The following is a 16,936-nucleotide window of genomic DNA, read 5'->3' as shown; positions in this document are numbered from 1 at the left end:
GCACACGCACCAGCCACTTCGCAGCACTTCGCCCCGCCGACCAAACGGCCGACGGGACGAAGAAGGCGTAGGGCCCCGGATTTACCAACAGCATCCTGAAGAGGAGCGGGGCCCTCGGTGTGTCCGGGGCGCCCGGTCAGGGCACGGCGGGCCGGTGCCACTCGCGGGCGCCCGCCGTGCGCATCAGGGTGAGGGCGGTCTCCGGGTCGGTGGAGATCAGGGGGTGGACCAGTTCGACGTAGCGGAGCTGGCCGGTGAGGGACCTGCGGAGCTGGCGGGGGCTGCGGGCGGTGAAGGAGGCGGCGCCCCGTCGGGGTATGAGGCCGGCCGCGAGGGCGAGGCTCTCCACGCCGACCTTGCACACGGTCGACGGGGTGTCGCGGCAGGCGTGGATCTCGATGTCCCCCTGCCAGAGCCCCAGGACCACGTTGTAGGTCACGCCGGCGCCGCGGTAGGTCGCGACGGCGAGATGCCGGTCCGGCCCGTGTCCGCCGCCGGGCCCGTCCAGGCCCAGTCTCCGTGCGGGTTCGGCGAACGCCGCCCGCACCTCCCCGAAGAAGGCCGCCGTTCCCAGAGCCATTCCCGCCCCCTCTGCCTTCGCGTATCGCTGACGACGACTCAGCGTAGCGACGCGGCGGGCCCCTTCTCGGCCCATTGAGTGACCCCGCGGTCAGCCCGCCCGGCGGGCGCGGCCGCCGCACCTAATCTGACCGCATGTCAGATGACGAGTCGTACGAGGTGCTCGGGTTCGACAACGTGGTGCTGCCGGTCGGGGATCTCGGGGCGGCCGTGGCCTTCTACACACGGGCCGGGTTCGGTGTCGGGTTCCGGTTCGACGAGGGCGGGATCGCGTCGCTGAAGGTGGGGGACGAGACCCCCGGGATCCTGTTGCGGGTCGAGGCGGGGCTGGAGCCGCGGGCGCCGCTGTGGGCCTCGGCCCGGGTGTGGCTGGAGGTGCCGGACGCGCGGGCGGCGGCGCGGACGATGGCGGCGGCCGGGGTGGAGGTGCCCGAGGCGCCGTTCTCCGTGGCCACCGGATGGACGGTGGAGATCGCCGACCCGTGGGGGAACGTCGTCGGGTTCACCGACTACAGCAAACGGCCGGAGCTGGCGCGGCGGGCGTGAACGGGGTCACGCCGCCACGGAGTTGAACACGTTCAAAAGCAGGTCTACAGTCATCCCTGTCAGCGTTTTGAACGCGTTCAAGAAGGGGTGGGGCATGGACCGGACCGTCATCGCCTACGTCATCTACCTGCTCGTCAGCATCGGGCTGACCATCTGGGTGGCCCGCACGCTCAGCAGCAACGGGCGGATCTTCCTCGCCGACGTGCTGCACGGCGACGAGAAGCTCGCCGACGCCGTCAACCACCTGCTGGTCGTCGGCTTCTACCTGGTCAACCTCGGCTTCGTCGCCCTGTACCTGAACAACAGCGGCAGCATCGACGACGCCCGGGGCGTCTTCGAGGCGCTGTCCGCCAAGCTCGGGGTCGTGCTGCTGGTGCTCGGCGTGATGCACCTCGGCAACGTGTACGTGCTGAGCCGGATCCGGCGGCGCGGGGTCATGGAGCGGGAGCAGATCCCGCCCGTCCCGCCGCAGGGCTGGACCGCGCCGGCGGCCGGGGCGTGAGCACCGTGACCGCCACCGGCGACCGGGGCGCCGTGCGCGCCCCGGTCCACGGACTCACCGTGCTCTACGACGCCGAGTGCCCGCTGTGCACCCGGCTGCGCGACTGGCTCGGGCGGCAGCCGCAGCTCGTGCCGCTCACCCTGGTCCCGGCCGGCTCGGACGAGGCCCGCGCCCGGTTCCCCGGCCTCGACCACTCGGCCACCCTCGACGAGGTCACCGTCGTCGGCGACGGCGGCCAGGTCTACCGGGACACGGCCGCGTGGATCGTCGTGCTGTGGGCGCTGCGCGCGCAGCGGCCCCTCGCCCACCGGCTGAGCACCCCGGCCGGGGCCCGGCTGGCGCGGGGCGCGGTGCTCGCCGCCGCCTGGTGGCGGGGCGGGCGGGGCAACGGCGAGCCCTTCCGGCGGGAGGACGGCTGGGAGTACGAACCCGGCGTCGGATGGATCTACGACCCTCCGGGCTGTGCCCGCGGTGTCTGCGCCACTCGTTAGGCTCTGTCCGTGTCCGCGAAGAACGACGGTCCCGCCGAGGCCGGTACCCCGAGCAAGTCCGAGCAGACCCGCGCGCTGATCCTGGAGACGGCGATGCGGCTGTTCCGGGAGCGCGGCTACGAGAAGACCACGATGCGGGCCATCGCCACGGAGGCCGGGGTCTCCGTCGGCAACGCGTACTACTACTTCGCCGGCAAGGAACACCTGATCCAGGGCTTCTACGACCAGCTCGCCGCCGAGCACCGGGTGGCGGTCCGCGAGGTCCTGGACCGGGAGACCGACCTGGAGGCGAGGCTCGCCGGGGTGCTCAAGGTGTGGCTGGACATCGCCCGGCCGTACCACGAGTTCGCGGTCCACTTCTTCAAGAACGCCGCCGACCCCGACAGTCCGCTCAGCCCCTTCTCCGCGGAGAGCGAGCACGCGCGCGAGGAGGCGATCAGCGTGCACCGGGAGGTGCTGGCAGGGGCGAAGACCAAGGTGGCGCCCGAACTGCGGGACGTACTGCCGGAGTTGATGTGGCTCTCGCAGATGGGCCTGGTGCTGTACTGGATCTTCGACCGGACCGAGGGGCGGGAGCGGACCTACCGGCTCGCCGAGCGCGGGGCCCGGCTGACCGCGCGAGGCGTCTCCCTCGCGCGGTTCCGGGTGCTGCGGCCGCTCGTGCTGGAGGTGCACGAGCTGTTCACCGACTTCCTGCCGGGGATGACCCGGGTGCTGCCCGACCCGGCGGCCGGCCGGCGCGGCGGCAGGACGGCGGACGCGGACCGGCCGGCGGACGGCTAGCCGACCGCGTCCACCTCGCCCACCTCGTCCGCCTCGCCGGCCGCGAGTTCCACGTCGTGCACCAGCGGCCCCCCGGCCACCGTCACCTGCCGGGCCCGCGCCGGGTACGACGGTGAGGTCACCGACAGCAGATAGCCGCCGGGGGCCGGGACCGAGAGGATGTAGGAGCCGTCCGCGAGGGAGGCCACCCGGTCCAGCGGGCGTCCGCCCTTCGACAGGACCGTCACCGTGGCGTCCCGCGCCGGGTCGCCGTCCGGCGTCCGGACGAAGCCGTGGATCACGGTGGCCGGACCGGTCGGCGCGGCCGGTTCCGGCGCCGGCTCCTCGCCCGGCTCCACCGCCAGGTGCGGCAGGCGCCTCTCCAGCCAGTCCGGCAGCCACCAGTTGGCCCCGCCCAGCAGGTGCATCGCCGCCGGGACCAGCGCCGTACGCAGGATGAACGCGTCCAGGGCGACCGCCGCCGCCAGGCCCACGCCCGCCATCGCCGCGCCCGAGTCGCCGCTGAGGACGAAGGCCAGGAAGACGCAGACCATGATCAGGGCCGCGGAGTTGATGACCCGGCTGGTCTCCGCGAGGCCGACCCGGACCGCCCGCGCGTTGTCCCTGGTGTGCACCCACTCCTCGTGCATCCGGCTCACCAGGAACACCTGGTAGTCCATGGAGAGGCCGAAGAGCAGCGAGAGCATGATGACCGGGAGGAACGCGTTGATCGGGCCCTCCTTGCCGAGGCCCAGCGGGTCCAGGCCCCAGCCCCACTGGAAGACCGCGACCAGGACGCCGAAGGAGGCGGCCGCCGCGATCAGGTTCATCAGGGCCGCCGTCAGCGGGACGACCAGGGAACGGAAGGCGACCAGGAGCAGCAGGAAGCCCAGCGTGATGATCGTCGCGATGAACAGCGGCAGCCGGTCGCCGGTGACCGAGGCGAAGTCCTTGGACACCGCCGTCACCCCGCCGACATGGGCCCGGGCCCCGGCCCCGGGGATCACCCGGTCGCGGAGGGCGTCGATGAGGTCGTCGGTCGCCTTGGACTGGGGCGAGGTCGTCGGGATCACCTGGATGACCGTGACGCCCTTCGCCGGGGGCAGTTCCGCGACCCTCGCGACCCCGTGCGCCGCCTTCAGGTCGCGTACCAGCGTCGCCGTGTCGCCGCCCGAACTGACCACCTGGAGAGGGCCGTTGAAGCCGGGCCCGAAGCCCTCGGCGAGCAGGTCGTAGGCCTTCCTGGTGGTCGTGGACGCGTCGTCGTTGCCCTGGTCGGTGGCGCCGAGCCGGAGCGAGAGGACGGGGACGGCCAGCACGGCCATGACGAGCAGGGCGAGGACGGCGACGCGCCGCGGGCGCTTCTCCACGTTCGCCGACCAGCGCGCCGCCGGGCCGCTCGCGCGCTCCGGCTCCGGGCCCTCGGCGGCCAGCCGGCGGCGCTGGCGGCGGCTGAGGACGCGCGGGCCGAGCAGGCCGAGCAGCGCGGGCAGCAGCGTGACGGCCGCGAGGACGCTCAGCACGACCGTGAGCGAGGTGCCGATGACCACGCCGTCCAGGAAGCGCAGCCGGGTGACCAGCATCCCGGCCAGCGCGATGCAGACCGTGCCGCCCGCGAACAGCACCGCCCGGCCCGCGGTGTTGAGGGCGGTGACCGCCGACTCCTCCGGGTCCATGCCGCGCAGGATGCCGCGCCGGTGCCGGGTGACGATGAACAGGGCGTAGTCGATGCCGACGCCGAGGCCGATCAGGGAGGCGAGCAGCGGCGCGATGTCGGGGACGTCGGTGACGTGGCTGAGCAGCTGGGTGGAGAACAGGCCCATGCCGACGCCGAACACGGCGATCGCGATGGGGAGCGTCATCGCGAAGAAGGAGCCGAAGGCGAGGAAGAGGACGACCGCCGCCGCGACGATGCCGACCATCTCCGACAGGCCCTGCGGCGGCTCCTGGACGCGCTGGATGGCCTGGCCGCCCAACTCCACCTGGAGACCGGGCCGTTCGGCGCCCCGGGCGGTGTCGAGGACCTTCTGGACGAGCTCCTTGGGGATCTCGTTCGCACGCTGGGTGAAGGTCAGCTGGGCGTAGGCGATCCTGCCGTCACCGCTGATCTGTGCCGCGCCGGCGGCGCCGGCGTAGGGGCTGGTGACCGCGCCGACACCGGTCGTCCCCGCTATCTCGTCGAGGACCGGCTGGAGCCGGCCGCGGACCGCCGGGTCCCTCACCGAGCCGTCGGTGACCTTCCAGACCACGGTGTCCGTGTCGCCCGAGGTGCTCGGGAAGGCCTTCTCCATCAGGTCGTACGCGCTCTTGGAGTCCGTGTCGGGAAGGGAGAAGACGTTCGCGTAGTCCGTGCCCGCCGCCGAGGCCGAGAAGCCCACGCCCAGCAGTGCCCCCACCCACAGCAACAGGACCACCAGCCGGTGCCGATAGCACCACCGTGCCAATGCCGTCACGCTCAACAGCTCCTTGTCAGTAGGTCGGTTCGGTCGGTCCCCCAGGTCCTGGGCAACAGGATCGGCAGCGGGACGGGCGCCGGGACACGCGGCGCGCACGACTCTCAAGGAACTCCAAAGCTGCGCGCCCCCGGCCGTCGGCGGGGGCGCCGATACTGAAGACATGACGGCTCCAGGCAGCACCGTGCTGATCGTGGAGGACGAGCCGAGCATCGCGGACGTCCTCTCCATCGCCCTGCGCTACCACCGGTTCGAGGTGATGACGGCCGGTACGGTCCGCGACGCCCTCGCGCTGGCCGAGCGCACCCGGCCGGACGCGGCCCTGCTCGACGTGATGCTCCCGGACGGCGACGGCCGCGCCCTCGCCCGTGAACTGCGCTCCCGCCGGCCGGACCTGGCGCTGGTGTTCCTGACCGCGCGGGACGCCCCGGCCGAGATAGTCGGCGCCCTCGGCTACGGCGACGACTACATCACCAAGCCCTTCAACATCGACGAGGTCGTCGCCCGCATCGGCGCGGTCCTGCGCCGCACCCGCCCGGCCGACGTCATCCAGCAGCGGCCGCCGCTGCGCTACGGCGACCTGGAGCTGGACGAGACGACGTACTCGGTGCGCCGCGCGGGCCGCACGGTCGAGCTGACCCCGACCGAGTACGCGCTGCTGCGCTTCCTGGTCCGCAACGGCGGCCGGATCGTGCCCAAGGACCAACTGCTGCGGCACGTCTGGCAGTACGAGCACGCGCCGTCCGAGTCGACCGTCGTGGAGACCTACATCAGCTATCTGCGGCGCAAGCTGGACGCGCTGGGAGCGCCGGTCATCACCACCCGGCGGGGCGTCGGATACGGGCTGACATGAGCCTGCGCGAACACCGCAGGCGGCACGGGATCGACTCGCTGCGCGGCAAGCTGACCCTGGCCAACGTCGGCCTGCTCGCCGTCGGCATCGTGGTGGCGACCACGGTCAGCATCATGGGCATGCGGCTGTACCTGCTGGACCAGGTGGACTCCGAGCTGCTCAAGTTGCGTGACTCGTTGGGGAGTTCGGGGCTCACCCTGCGGCAGGTCGACTCGCTGACCGCGCTCGGCGTGGTCCGCGACCGGATCGCCCCCTCCGAGTCCGACCCGGCACCCGACTCGGTCTTCACCGTCGTCGACGCCGACGGCACCCCGCTGACCGTCTTCGACATGACGCCGACCCGGGCCCAGCGCGATCTGGCGGCCGCCGTGCACGACCCGCGTGCCCTCACCGCCGCGCCCGACCCGCGCGACATCGACGTGCACGGCGCGGCCTACCGGGTCACGGCCACCCGGCTCGCCGACGGCCCCTACATCCTGCTGGCCACCTCGACGGAGCTGCTGCACCAGGGCATCGCCAAGGCGCTCCGGCTGGACGTCGCCGTCGGCACCCTGCTGCTCGCGCTGCTGTGCTGTCTGACCATGTTCAGCGTGCGGCGGCGGCTGCTGCCGCTGGAGGACATGGTGGAGACGTCGTCGGCGATAGCCGAGGGGGACCTGACCCGGCGGGTGCCGTCCAGCCAGCATCCGACGCAGGAGGTCGAGCAGTTGCGGGTGGCCCTCAACTCCATGCTCCACCAGGTGGAGACGGCGTACCGGACGCGCGAGCGCAGCGCCGCCCAGCTGCGGCGGTTCGTCGCGGACGCCTCGCACGAGCTGCGTACGCCGCTGGCCGCGATCCGCGGCTACCTCCAGCTGTACGACAAGGGGATGCTGAGCGAGCCCGGGGAGCGGCGGCGGGCCTGGGACCGGATGCACGGGGAGGTGGACCGGATGGGGCGGCTGGTGGACGAACTGCTGCTGCTGGCGCGGCTCGACCAGCGGCCCGAGGTCCGGTTCCGGCACGTGGACGTGGGCCGGCTGGTGCGGGACGCGGCCGAGGACCTGCGGGCGCAGCAGCCGGGGCGGCCGGTGGCCGTGGCGGCGGAGGGGGCGGTGCTGGTGCGGGCCGACGAGTCCGGGCTGCGGCAGGTGCTGGGGAACCTGCTGGCCAACGTGCGCACGCACACGCCGGTGGAGGCGGCCGTGCGGCTGGCGGTGGAGCGGTCGGACGGGGAGGTGCGGGTGTCCGTGGTCGACGAGGGGCCGGGGCTGGCGGCGGAGGACGCGGGGCGGATCTTCGACCGGTTCTTCCGGGTGGGGAGCGCGGAGGGGAGCGGGCTGGGGATGGCGATCGTGCAGGGGGTGGTGGAGGCGCACGGGGGTGAGGTGAGCGTGCGCACGGCGCCCGGGGAGGGGCTGGCCGTGACGGTCACGCTGCGCCCCTGACCCCGCGGCGGCACCCCGCCGCCCGCTACCCGCCGGTCAGGACGAGGGCCCAGACGGTCCTGCCGTGGGTGCCCCGGCTCCACACCCCCCAGGCCGCGGCGACGGTCTCGACCAGGCGCGGGCCCCGGCCCGTCTCGTCGTTCCCGTGGACGGCTCTGGGCCGGGGCCCGGCACGGCCCTCGTCGGAGACCTCGATCAGGCAGGAGCCGTCCGGCAGGGCGGTGACCGCCACCTCGAACTCGCGCTCCGGCAGGGGTCCGTGGCGGACGGAGTCGGTGGCGAGCTCGGAGACGAGGAGCAGGGCGTCGCCGACCGCGGGGGCGTCCGGGCCGTGGCCCCAGCGGGCCAGGTGGTCCCGGACCCGGTGCCGGGCCAGGCCGACGGACGCCGGGTGGCGCGGGAGCCGGAAGGCGTCGCGTCTCAGCACGTCTGCTCCTCGCCCCGCGCGTGCCCGCGTCACCCGGTGCCGCGCGGGGGTCCGCCGGTCAGATCCAGTCCAGACTCCACAGCCGGAACACGCCGGTGCTGTCCGTCAGGTACTGGCCGCCGCCCACGTCCTCGCTGGCGAGGACGTAGTCGGTGCGCTGCCACAGCGGGATCAGCGGGACGTCCTGGGCCACGTCCGTCTGGACGTTGCGGAAGTCCGTGTCGGCCTTGCTGCGGTCGGCGTACTGCTGGCTGTGCAGGAGCAGGTTGTCGACGACCTTGTTGCTGTAGCCGGTGCTCATCACGGAGTCGCTGCCGACCAGGGAGGCGCCGAAGGTGTCCGGGTCCGGGTAGTCGGCGACCCAGCCGACCGCCCAGGCGTCCATCTTCCCCTGGGCCCAGGACTTCTGGAAGTCGGTCCACTCGTATCCCTTGACGTCGACCTTGAACAGGCCGCCCGCCTCCAGCTGCTTCTTCAGCGCGGCCGCCTCCTCGGCGCCGGCACCGCGGCCGATGCCGTAGCCGAAGGAGAACTCGACGGGGGTGCTGACGCCGGCCTCCTGGAGCAGGGCCTTCGCCTTGGCGACGCTCTGCGTCGGGTAGATGTCGAAGAAGGACGTGGTGTGGCCGGTGAGGCCGGTCGGGATCAGCGAGTACAGCGGCTCGACCGTGCCGTCGTACACGTTCGCGGCCAGGTCCTCGCGGTTGACCAGCCAGGCGATGGCGCGGCGGACCAGCGCGTCGTGCAGGGGCGAGTTCTTGCGGGTGTTCAGGTACAGGTTGCGGGTCTCGGCGCTGTCGGACTCCAGGACCCGCTGGTCGGGGTCGCTCGGCGACAGCTTGGAGACCATGGCGGGCGGCAGCGTCCGGGTGGCCACGTCGATCTTCTTGGCCTTGTACGCGGCGGCGAGCTTGGCCGAGTCGGCGTAGTAGTGCAGCGCGACCGGGCTGGGGCTGCTGGTGATGGCGCCCTTGTAGCGGCCGTTGGGCGAGAGGTCGGCCTGCTTGCCCTTCGTGTACGACGACAGGGTGTACGGGCCGGTGCCGTCGACGGAGGTGCCGGTGCGCAGGCCGTCCGCCGGGTACTTGTCCCTGTCGACGATCGAACCGGCGCCGGTGGCCAGCTTGAACGGGAACGTCGCGTCCGCGGACGACAGGTGGAAGGTGACGGTCGCGCCGGACGCGGTGACCGAGCCGAGCGTCGAGAACAGCGAGGCCGGGCCGACATCGGAGTTGATCTTCTTGACCCGGTCGAAGGAGTACTTCACGTCCTCGGCGGTCATCGCCCGGCCGCTCGGGAAGGTGATCCCGTCGCGCAGTGTGCACCGGTACGTCCGGAGGCCCGAGTCCGTGAAGGAACAGCTCTCGGCCGCGTCCGGGACCGGCTTGACGCCGCCGGGCTCGAAGGTGAGAAGTGTCTGGAAGACGTTGTTGAACAACGCCCAGGAACCGGCGTCGTAGGCGCCTGCCGGGTCGAGCGAGGTGACGGCGTCGGTCGTACCGACGGTGATCGTCTTGTTCTTGTTCTCCTGCGACGGCATTAACTGCCAGCCGCCGATCCCCACGATCGCCAGTACGACAAGCGTCACGAGAATCCGCATGCGAACAGATCGCACGGTTCGTGCCCTCCCCAGGACCTGCTCAGGTCCGCTCCAGGCCCTACCCAGGCCCTCCGCAAATGCCACTCCCCTAAGTGACGCGGCTCACCTAACCACAGGTGTTTGGATCGGGGGAAGAGCGATCTGGCTAGATGAGGAAGAACTTACCGAGGGCTCGTTTCCGCCGGATTTCACAGCCTCTCCACAGGGAGCGCGGTGGCGGAACGAGCCGGGCGCGGGGACGGTTTCGGTCAGGCCTGCTTCGACGCGAGTTCGATGACCGTGATGTCCGACGGGGCGCCCACCCGGGTGGGCGGACCCCACGCTCCGGCGCCTCTGGAGACGTACAGCTGCGTGTCGCCGTAGCGGTCCAGACCGGCGACCGTCGGGTTGGCGGCGGCCGCGATCAGGTTGCCCGGCCAGAGCTGGCCGCCGTGGGTGTGACCGGACAGTTGGAGGTCCACGTGGCGGCGGACGGCCTCGTGGATCTGGACCGGCTGGTGGGCGAGGAGCACGCAGGCGCGCGCCGGGTCGCGGCCGGCCAGCGCGCGGTCGAAATCCGGACCCTGGCCTGTGCTTTCGCCGGCGATGTCGTTCACCCCGGCGAGATCGAACCGGGGCAGCTCGGTACGGGCGTTCTCCAGCGGGTGCAGACCGAGTTCACGCACCTCCTCGACCCACTGCCGGGCACCGGAGAAGTACTCGTGGTTGCCGGTTGCCAGGCGCGAGTATGCAGGTGCCAACCGCACGCCCGGATCAAGGCCACGCCGCGGAGCCGATACCTTCAGCACACAGATTCTCTTCGTAGATCCGAGCGGAATCGTGCCCAGCCAGTCAGCCGGCCACCACCTCAGTGATCAGGGCACGGATGCGCCGGTTGATCTCGTCGCGGATGGGACGCACCGCTTCGACGCCTTGGCCTGCGGGGTCTTCAAGCTTCCAATCCAGGTACCGCTTACCGGGGAAGACCGGACATGCATCGCCGCACCCCATGGTGATCACCACGTCGGATGCCTGGACAGCCTCTGCGCTGAGGATCTTCGGGACCTCAGCAGAGATATCGATGCCAACCTCACCCATGGCTTCGACCACTGCTGGGTTGACGGTGTCGGCAGGAGCGGAACCGGCGGAGCGCACCTCAATGCGGTCACCTGCTAGATGCGCGAGAAAGGCAGCCGCCATCTGAGATCGGCCCGCGTTGTGGACGCAGACGAACAGTACGGACGGGCGCGAAGCTGGAGTGTTCATGGTTCATGTCTTTCGGGTGGATCAGCGAGCGGCGGCTAGATCGGGTTCACCATCGGCGATGGTGAAAGGTGCGGGGTTGGTGGCCGAACGCGTGAAGAGCACGGCGACCAGGGTGAGGCCAACGGCTGCGCCGACAAGTTGGGCGACGATGAACGGGATGACGGAGGTGGGGGCAATGCCGGCGAAGGAGTCGGTGAACGCCCGACCGATGGTGACCGCCGGGTTCGCGAAAGAGGTGGATGAGGTGAACCAGTAGGCAGCGCCGATGAACGCCGCCACTGCGAAGGGGGCCAGGTTCGCCCGGCCAACACGGGCCAAGCCGAAGATCACGAGAAGGAGCCCGGCAGTCGCGACGGCCTCGCCAAGCCAGAGATGCCCGGCGAACCGATCGTGGGTGGAAAACTTGACCAACGGTTCACCGAACATCGCGTCAGCCAGGACCGCGCCGCCCACAGCACCAGCTACCTGCGCGGGCACATATGCAGCGACGTCCCGCAGGCTGAGGCCGTCCTGATCACGGTGCCCGGTGAACCAGGCAGCGAGAGTGACAACTGGGTTGAAGTGCGCACCAGAGACCGGGCCGAACAGGACGATCAGCACTGCCAGCCCGAAAACGGTGGCGAGGGAGTTGGCGAGCAGTTGCACCCCGACGTCTCGTGACAGTTCAGTGGCCTGAATGCCAGACCCGACCACCACCGCCACCAGGACGCCCGTCCCTATCGCCTCAACAGCAGCGCGGCGGCCGAGAGAAGCGCTCACGCGGTCGTTCCAGCAGCCTGCGGGGTACCGAGAAAAGCAGCAAGCCGACTCAGCACACCGGGCAACACCCAGTAGTAGACCCAGGTCCCCCGTCGCTCACAATCAATGAGGCCGGCCTGCCGCAACAGCTTGAGATGGTGGGAAATCGTCGGCTGAGATAGATCGAAGGCCGGGGTCAGCTCACACACACAGACCTCCCCGCCTTCTCCGCGTGAGGCGATCATCGAGAGCAGGCGCAGCCGCACCGGGTCACCCAGTGCCTTGAAGACCTTCGCCAGCTCTGCCGCCTGTTCCTCGTCCAGCGGCGCGGCAGACAGACCGGGGCAGCAAGCCGAATCCTGCCTGGTCACCTCAAGCTCTTGTTTCGACATTTCTCTATGTTGACGTTTTTCGATTCAAGACGCAAGGTTGCATCAATGAACGTCAATGCAGGCCGTTCCGGGGCCACCGTGCGCCCCGTCACTTGGGAGTGAGTCATGAACGAGCAGTCCACCGACCTGCGCGAAACGGTCCGCCAGCGCTACGCGGCCGCCGCCATGAAAGTCACTGGGGGTAGCGCCGCCTGCTGCGGACCCACGCCGGTCGAGATCGACGAAAACTTCGGCTCGACCCTCTACGCCGCCGACGAGCGCGATGCACTGCCCGCCGAAGCCGTCGCCGCCTCTCTCGGCTGCGGCAACCCAACCGCCGTCGCCGAGCTGAGCACAGGGGAGCGCGTTCTCGATCTTGGCTCCGGAGGCGGCATCGATGTCCTGCTCTCGGCCCGCCGAGTGGGCCCGACGGGCAAGGCGTACGGGCTGGACATGACCGAGGAGATGCTTTCTCTCTCACTCGCCAACGCCAAGAGGGCAGGCGCGACGAACGTGGAGTTCCTCAAGGGCACCATCGAGGCCATCCCTCTGCCCGCGAACACCATCAACGTGGTGATCTCGAACTGTGTGATCAACCTATCCACGGACAAGGCCGCCGTCTTCGCCGAGACGTACCGCGTACTCAAGCCCGGCGGCCGGATCGGTGTCTCCGACGTCGTTGCCGACGACACGCTCACCACCGAACAGCGCGCCGAACGCGGGGATTACGTCGGCTGTATCGCGGGCGCTCTCTCCTTCGCTGAGTACCGCGCTGGACTGGAAGCCGCCGGCTTCTCAGACATCGAGATCACCCCGACCCACCCAGTCGCCGACGGCATGCACTCCGCCATCGTCCGAGCGACCAAGCCCACCGTCACCGCCAGCCCGCAAGCCGCAGCAGCACCCGAGCCGGGCGAATCATGCTGTGGCGTCACTGCTTGTTGCACCCCGGCCGAACAAGTCGTGAGTCCATCAGTCACCGTCGCCGAGGCCAAGAGCGCCACTGGCTGCGCCTGCCAGAGCTGACCTTTCACGCCAACCCCCATTGGCCAGCCAATTCACCAGCCCTGCACCCTAGTTGGGCGCAGGGCTGTGAAGTATTCTTAAGCTCGGTTCCCGGTCGGGATCTGACCGCCGGCGGCTTCAAACCTCTCCCGCCGAAGGCCACTCGCGCGTCCCCCACCGAATTTCTTCAAATATCGATTCAAACTCTTTCTCACTGGAGATCGAGAATTCTGCATGGGCATCAAGCAATCTCCAGGCGACCCAGGTTACGGAATCTTGCATTTCCCTTAGAAAGTTTCCCTCACTCAGCTTTCTGGCTTCACCGCCGTGGGCGACGATACTTCTGACGGAGTAGATTTCCTCGTATTCTTTCGCACGCTCTGACCTTGCTCGGGGATCTGCTTCAAGAAGTGCGTATCGTTCTTTCATGGCTCGCCCAGGTAGGGCAGATTTCGACCCCAAAAGAGCATCCAGTGCCACGCCTGCCGCCAGCGCTGCATCATCCTGTGCGGAGGCCCAGTAACTCTCGGCAAACCAACGCGCAGCTACGTACAGTCGACGCAAGAAACTGTTTTCTTCCGTGAGGGTTGTTTCGACAGCAGCATGAAGCATGTTATCCGCGAGCAGCTCCTCCAGAGGGATTGGCTCCTCTCCAAGCCACTGGACGCCCCCACTATGTCCGACAGCGTCTATCAGCAGCGGCTCTGAGTAAAGCTCAACGTGATCACCCGATTCTCTAACACTGGCTTCGATGGCCTTCCGATCCAGTGTGATCCCTCGGATACCTGGGCGATTCGTGTCCCCTCTAACGGACCACAAATTCCGACCACTCTTATTGGTGACGAGCAAAATTGCCAGATCGACAAGAACTTGAAGATTTCTTGCAGCTTGTTTTCGGGCCACACCTCGTTGCCCCGGAACTAGAGCGGCGAATCCGACTCGCGGTCCCCTGTGCTTGAGTCCACTTATATAGGTCGCGATCTGATCCTTATGCGTTTGCCCTCGACCTCCCAAATTATGGACGGCGTCAATGAACGCATCATCAAGGAGCCCGATTACATTCTTCCTTCCCATCCTTATAGGCTCCCCCGTCCATACGAGGTTTGACACGGGGAAGGCCACAAGGGCGGGTTCACTGTATAGAATGCGCGCGAGCAGACCCCTCGCCTTTTCTTCCGGCTCATCGGAACCGTAAGCAAAAGCGATAAGTGTCGCCAGCAACCCCCAAAGCTCCTTCAGGCTCCACCTGTCACGCACTTGCGACTGCTTGGACAGCAGTGCGTGAAGCTCCTCCAGCCTCTCGACGCCCTGATTCAATAGACGCACCGGACCATTGGGCGAGGAAATAGCGGCGTCCTGAGAGTGCCTGTAGGATTCCGTGCACCAGCCATAATCCCAAGGTTTTGGGTTGTCTGATTTTTCGGCCGCCGCGACGGCAGCAAGAACTAGCTCTGTTGCTTTGTCGTGTACCTTTTCCATGCCGACAGTCTGGCAGTCCTGGCCCTCGCGGTCAGCCGAATTATGAAACGATCAAGCCATCGCCCACGACGTCGGCCGGCACCGCACTGCGGCGGGACCCCGGGGAGCAAGCGGGGAATCCTCAGCATCTGGAAAGGTCCCGACTGCCCAGTGAGTTACTGAGGGAGCCGCAAGGGGGTCGAGCGCCGACATTCAGCAAGCGAGGATGCCGAGATTGATCAAGCGATAACCCATGGCTTCAGCGCTCACATCAAAATCTCTGGCCAGCTTTACAATCATGCGATCGCCCCGCGTGAGACAGCATCCGGGGGATGTTCGGTTCGGATGATCGGTTCGCTCGCAACAATCCACTCGCCTGGTTCTGCTGGTAGCAGAGATTCACTACGTCGGCGAGGAAGGAAGCCCTCGCGCCAGCCTCTGGCCCGAGGTTCCATGTCACATCTTCGATAAAGTCGATCTGCTTGTGGTACGCCTCGCTTCGGGGGATCAGCTCAAGGTGATGGCCGATAGCGTTCCAGATTTCCGCCCGTCGCAATCCTGACCCGCCCTGCTCCTGGGTGAGTTCCTTAGCCCCTGCCAGCCCTGCAACCCGCCATTCTTCGATCTCTGTCCACATGCTCCGGGTAGCGTCGTCGTTGATCCCCTGTCCAGAGTCGAGAAACACTCGGCCCATCAGCTGCTCAAAGCAGCCACCGAGGTTGTCTCGCCAACGAGCGGGCCGCATCTCCTTCGGAAGATTCTCATCCAGCTTCGCAGCAATCGCTTGGAGATCAAACCGCTCTGCCTCAGAACCACGCACCTTCATCAGTCCCACTTGTTCGAGCGACTGTCGAAAGGTCTCGATATCGGCGGTCCTGAAGGCGGGCACAACAAGACCTCCCTTAAGGGCAGCCAGAAAAAATGGAACCTGGCCGGGCGAGAATTTCAGATGACTCAAGAGAGGATTGCAGTTGAAGAAGAAAACATCCGGCATGACGAGTACCGAGCTGCCGAACAGCACGTTATAGATCAGACTCGTCTCAAACTCGCCCGATGCAAGCTTGTAGTCGATAGCGCCGTCCGCCGACGCAAAGTACTGAAGACCTTCATCCCCCATGCTGATTCCCCCAGGCTCCGGTTCCTTCCCGTGCAAGGAGATACCCGGGAGGCTGGGCCCGGAAACAGAGCGTGTCCCAGCATTTCGGACTGCGGCCGGGTGATTCCTCATAACGCCAGCCCGACCCACCGAACCAAACTAGCACCCGGATGCGAGTACTAACATCCGAGTACGAATGTCAGTCATCCCGTCCAAGAGCAGTTCCCGGCGTGCAGTACGAGGACATCCGACGTGCAAGGCTGTGGCGAGTCACGAGGAGCCCGCGCTATCCGACTGCGCAGCAGTCCCGGTCGCCGGTTCGCCACTTTCATTCGATGACGGAGCGTTCCCGCGGCCATCCCCCGCTGAGTTGTCGGCGAGTTCTCGATTTTCCGGGAAAGCCGGAAGGGCTGGCAAACCGTGCGATGCCTGTGATAGCTGGGCCTGCGCCCAGACCCTTTGCGCGTTCGCGCGTTCCAAATCGGCATCCGCTCGCGTCTTATCCGCCTCGGCCTTGAGCACCGTCGCCTTGCCCTCCGCTTCAGCCTTAATGACGGCCGCCCGGCCCTCCAAGCGCGCACGAACGACTTCGGCTTCTCCCGATTGCCGCGCTTTGGCCCCCTCGCCAGCATCTGAGGCCCGCTTACCCAGCGCCCGCAGTACACGAGAGGCCGCAACACTCGCGCCTGCGATCAACCCGCCCAGACCTGTGGCACCGCCGACGATGGCCCCCACATCTTCGGGCCCGAAGTGCTTTTCCGACAGAGAGTTGAGCGTGTGGCTCGTACCCCAGTAGGCAAGTGCGAAGAAGACCGAGGCCAGAGCCAGAATGGCAGCAATGCGTGCCCACAAAGGCATGGTGTTTCGCGGCCCGGATGGGTCGGGTCCATCGTGATACACGTACCACAACGGCAGGCGGTTTCCCCGCTCGGAGGAGTCACGTCCAACACGGCACGCGCGCCAAAACAGCCAGAGCGCGACTAAGAGCCATGGAGCGGGTAGCACGATGGCTACGATCTTGAAGGCATCGTGACTAGTTCCGTCAGCGAACAAGGACACGGCGAGGGTGACACCGACGGCGCCCACGGCACTCACGCAGGCAAGGATCAACGTGGCGGACCGAGATGCGTCGTCCATGCTCGAAGTATGGGGAACCGGGCCATCCAAGGGATACCGATTTGCGGCCAGTGGAACGCCTTTGTGACCTCTATTCGTAGCGACTCACCTCTTGGCACCTGAGACCGGATGCGGCACCCGAGGTAGTTGCCGGACGCCTGGGCAAGACCTGTGCCGCTGAGGTTGAAAGGGTGGGGTGACAGGGCTACGGGGGCTCCAGCCCGAGTTCGGTCTCGGCTATGAAGCCGTCGAGGATCTCGGGTCGGC

Annotated in this window: 17 protein-coding genes and 1 pseudogene; 7 read left to right on the top strand and 11 right to left on the bottom strand. The window is 68.1% G+C overall.

The window, feature by feature from the left end:
- Window positions 1-136: 136 nt before the first annotated feature.
- Entirely contained in the window at window positions 137-580 is a 444-nt protein-coding gene (locus ACZ619_RS45245) for a hypothetical protein (protein WP_469611829.1), read from the bottom strand.
- A gap of 134 nt (window positions 581-714) precedes the next feature.
- On the opposite strand from ACZ619_RS45245, the gene ACZ619_RS45240 reads away from it, so the two are divergent.
- The 4 genes from ACZ619_RS45240 to ACZ619_RS45225 all read left to right on the top strand — a co-directional run bounded on the left by ACZ619_RS45240 (window position 715) and on the right by ACZ619_RS45225 (window position 2,901).
- Window positions 715-1,125, top strand: a complete 411-nt coding sequence (locus ACZ619_RS45240) for a VOC family protein (protein ID WP_469611828.1) — start codon at window positions 715-717, stop codon at window positions 1,123-1,125.
- A gap of 94 nt (window positions 1,126-1,219) precedes the next feature.
- Window positions 1,220-1,627, top strand: coding sequence for a hypothetical protein (locus ACZ619_RS45235; protein ID WP_469611827.1), 408 nt, complete (start codon window positions 1,220-1,222; stop codon window positions 1,625-1,627).
- 5 nt (window positions 1,628-1,632) lie between these two features.
- Complete coding sequence (locus ACZ619_RS45230; protein ID WP_469611831.1) at window positions 1,633-2,118, top strand: thiol-disulfide oxidoreductase DCC family protein; 486 nt, start codon at window positions 1,633-1,635, stop codon at window positions 2,116-2,118.
- A 9-nt stretch (window positions 2,119-2,127) separates the two neighbouring features.
- On the top strand, window positions 2,128-2,901 hold the full coding sequence (locus tag ACZ619_RS45225) for a TetR/AcrR family transcriptional regulator (RefSeq protein ID WP_469611826.1): 774 nt from the start codon (window positions 2,128-2,130) through the stop codon (window positions 2,899-2,901).
- Here the strand turns inward: ACZ619_RS45225 and ACZ619_RS45220 are convergent.
- Window positions 2,898-5,324, bottom strand: coding sequence for an MMPL family transporter (locus ACZ619_RS45220; protein ID WP_469611830.1), 2,427 nt, complete (start codon window positions 5,322-5,324; stop codon window positions 2,898-2,900). The genes ACZ619_RS45225 and ACZ619_RS45220 overlap by 4 nt on opposite strands.
- 172 nt (window positions 5,325-5,496) lie before the next feature.
- Here ACZ619_RS45220 and ACZ619_RS45215 point away from each other — a divergent pair, with 172 nt between their 5' ends.
- Window positions 5,497-6,186, top strand: a complete 690-nt coding sequence (locus tag ACZ619_RS45215; RefSeq protein ID WP_469611825.1) for a response regulator transcription factor — start codon at window positions 5,497-5,499, stop codon at window positions 6,184-6,186.
- Window positions 6,183-7,613: a sensor histidine kinase gene (locus ACZ619_RS45210; RefSeq protein WP_469611824.1), complete on the top strand. Its 1,431-nt coding sequence runs from the start codon at window positions 6,183-6,185 to the stop codon at window positions 7,611-7,613. Before ACZ619_RS45215 ends, ACZ619_RS45210 begins: the two co-directional genes overlap by 4 nt.
- 25 nt (window positions 7,614-7,638) lie before the next feature.
- Here ACZ619_RS45210 and ACZ619_RS45205 read toward each other — a convergent pair whose 3' ends face one another.
- From ACZ619_RS45205 to ACZ619_RS45180, 6 genes and pseudogenes are all read right to left on the bottom strand, one after another.
- On the bottom strand, window positions 7,639-8,040 hold the full coding sequence (locus ACZ619_RS45205; RefSeq protein WP_469611823.1) for an ATP-binding protein: 402 nt from the start codon (window positions 8,038-8,040) through the stop codon (window positions 7,639-7,641).
- 58 nt (window positions 8,041-8,098) lie between these two features.
- On the bottom strand, window positions 8,099-9,640 hold the full coding sequence (locus tag ACZ619_RS45200; RefSeq protein ID WP_469611822.1) for an ABC transporter substrate-binding protein: 1,542 nt from the start codon (window positions 9,638-9,640) through the stop codon (window positions 8,099-8,101).
- 248 nt (window positions 9,641-9,888) lie between these two features.
- A pseudogene (locus tag ACZ619_RS45195) lies at window positions 9,889-10,365 on the bottom strand (metallophosphoesterase); the annotation flags it as partial.
- Between the two features lie 106 nt (window positions 10,366-10,471).
- Window positions 10,472-10,885, bottom strand: coding sequence for an arsenate reductase ArsC (locus ACZ619_RS45190; RefSeq protein ID WP_469611821.1), 414 nt, complete (start codon window positions 10,883-10,885; stop codon window positions 10,472-10,474).
- 21 nt (window positions 10,886-10,906) lie between these two features.
- Complete coding sequence (locus ACZ619_RS45185; protein ID WP_469611820.1) at window positions 10,907-11,644, bottom strand: aquaporin; 738 nt, start codon at window positions 11,642-11,644, stop codon at window positions 10,907-10,909.
- Complete coding sequence (locus ACZ619_RS45180) at window positions 11,641-12,015, bottom strand: ArsR/SmtB family transcription factor (protein WP_469611819.1); 375 nt, start codon at window positions 12,013-12,015, stop codon at window positions 11,641-11,643. Before ACZ619_RS45180 ends, ACZ619_RS45185 begins: the two co-directional genes overlap by 4 nt.
- Before the next feature lie 105 nt (window positions 12,016-12,120).
- Between ACZ619_RS45180 and arsM the strand changes: the two genes are divergently transcribed.
- Window positions 12,121-13,020 carry an arsenite methyltransferase gene (gene arsM / locus ACZ619_RS45175; protein WP_469611818.1) on the top strand — a complete coding sequence of 300 codons (900 nt, stop codon included), beginning with the start codon at window positions 12,121-12,123 and terminating at the stop codon, window positions 13,018-13,020.
- 117 nt (window positions 13,021-13,137) lie between these two features.
- Here arsM and ACZ619_RS45170 read toward each other — a convergent pair whose 3' ends face one another.
- From ACZ619_RS45170 to ACZ619_RS45160, 3 genes are all read right to left on the bottom strand, one after another.
- Window positions 13,138-14,478: a hypothetical protein gene (locus ACZ619_RS45170; protein WP_469611817.1), complete on the bottom strand. Its 1,341-nt coding sequence runs from the start codon at window positions 14,476-14,478 to the stop codon at window positions 13,138-13,140.
- A 250-nt stretch (window positions 14,479-14,728) separates the two neighbouring features.
- Window positions 14,729-15,574, bottom strand: a complete 846-nt coding sequence (locus tag ACZ619_RS45165; RefSeq protein ID WP_469611816.1) for a hypothetical protein — start codon at window positions 15,572-15,574, stop codon at window positions 14,729-14,731.
- A 249-nt stretch (window positions 15,575-15,823) separates the two neighbouring features.
- On the bottom strand, window positions 15,824-16,690 hold the full coding sequence (locus ACZ619_RS45160; protein ID WP_469611815.1) for a hypothetical protein: 867 nt from the start codon (window positions 16,688-16,690) through the stop codon (window positions 15,824-15,826).
- Window positions 16,691-16,936: the final 246 nt, after the last annotated feature.

The sequence above is a fragment of the Streptomyces sp. NPDC104367 genome (assembly GCF_055583825.1).
The sequence above is the reverse complement of the archived record's forward strand: the minus strand, read 5'-3'. Positions and strand labels throughout refer to the sequence as shown.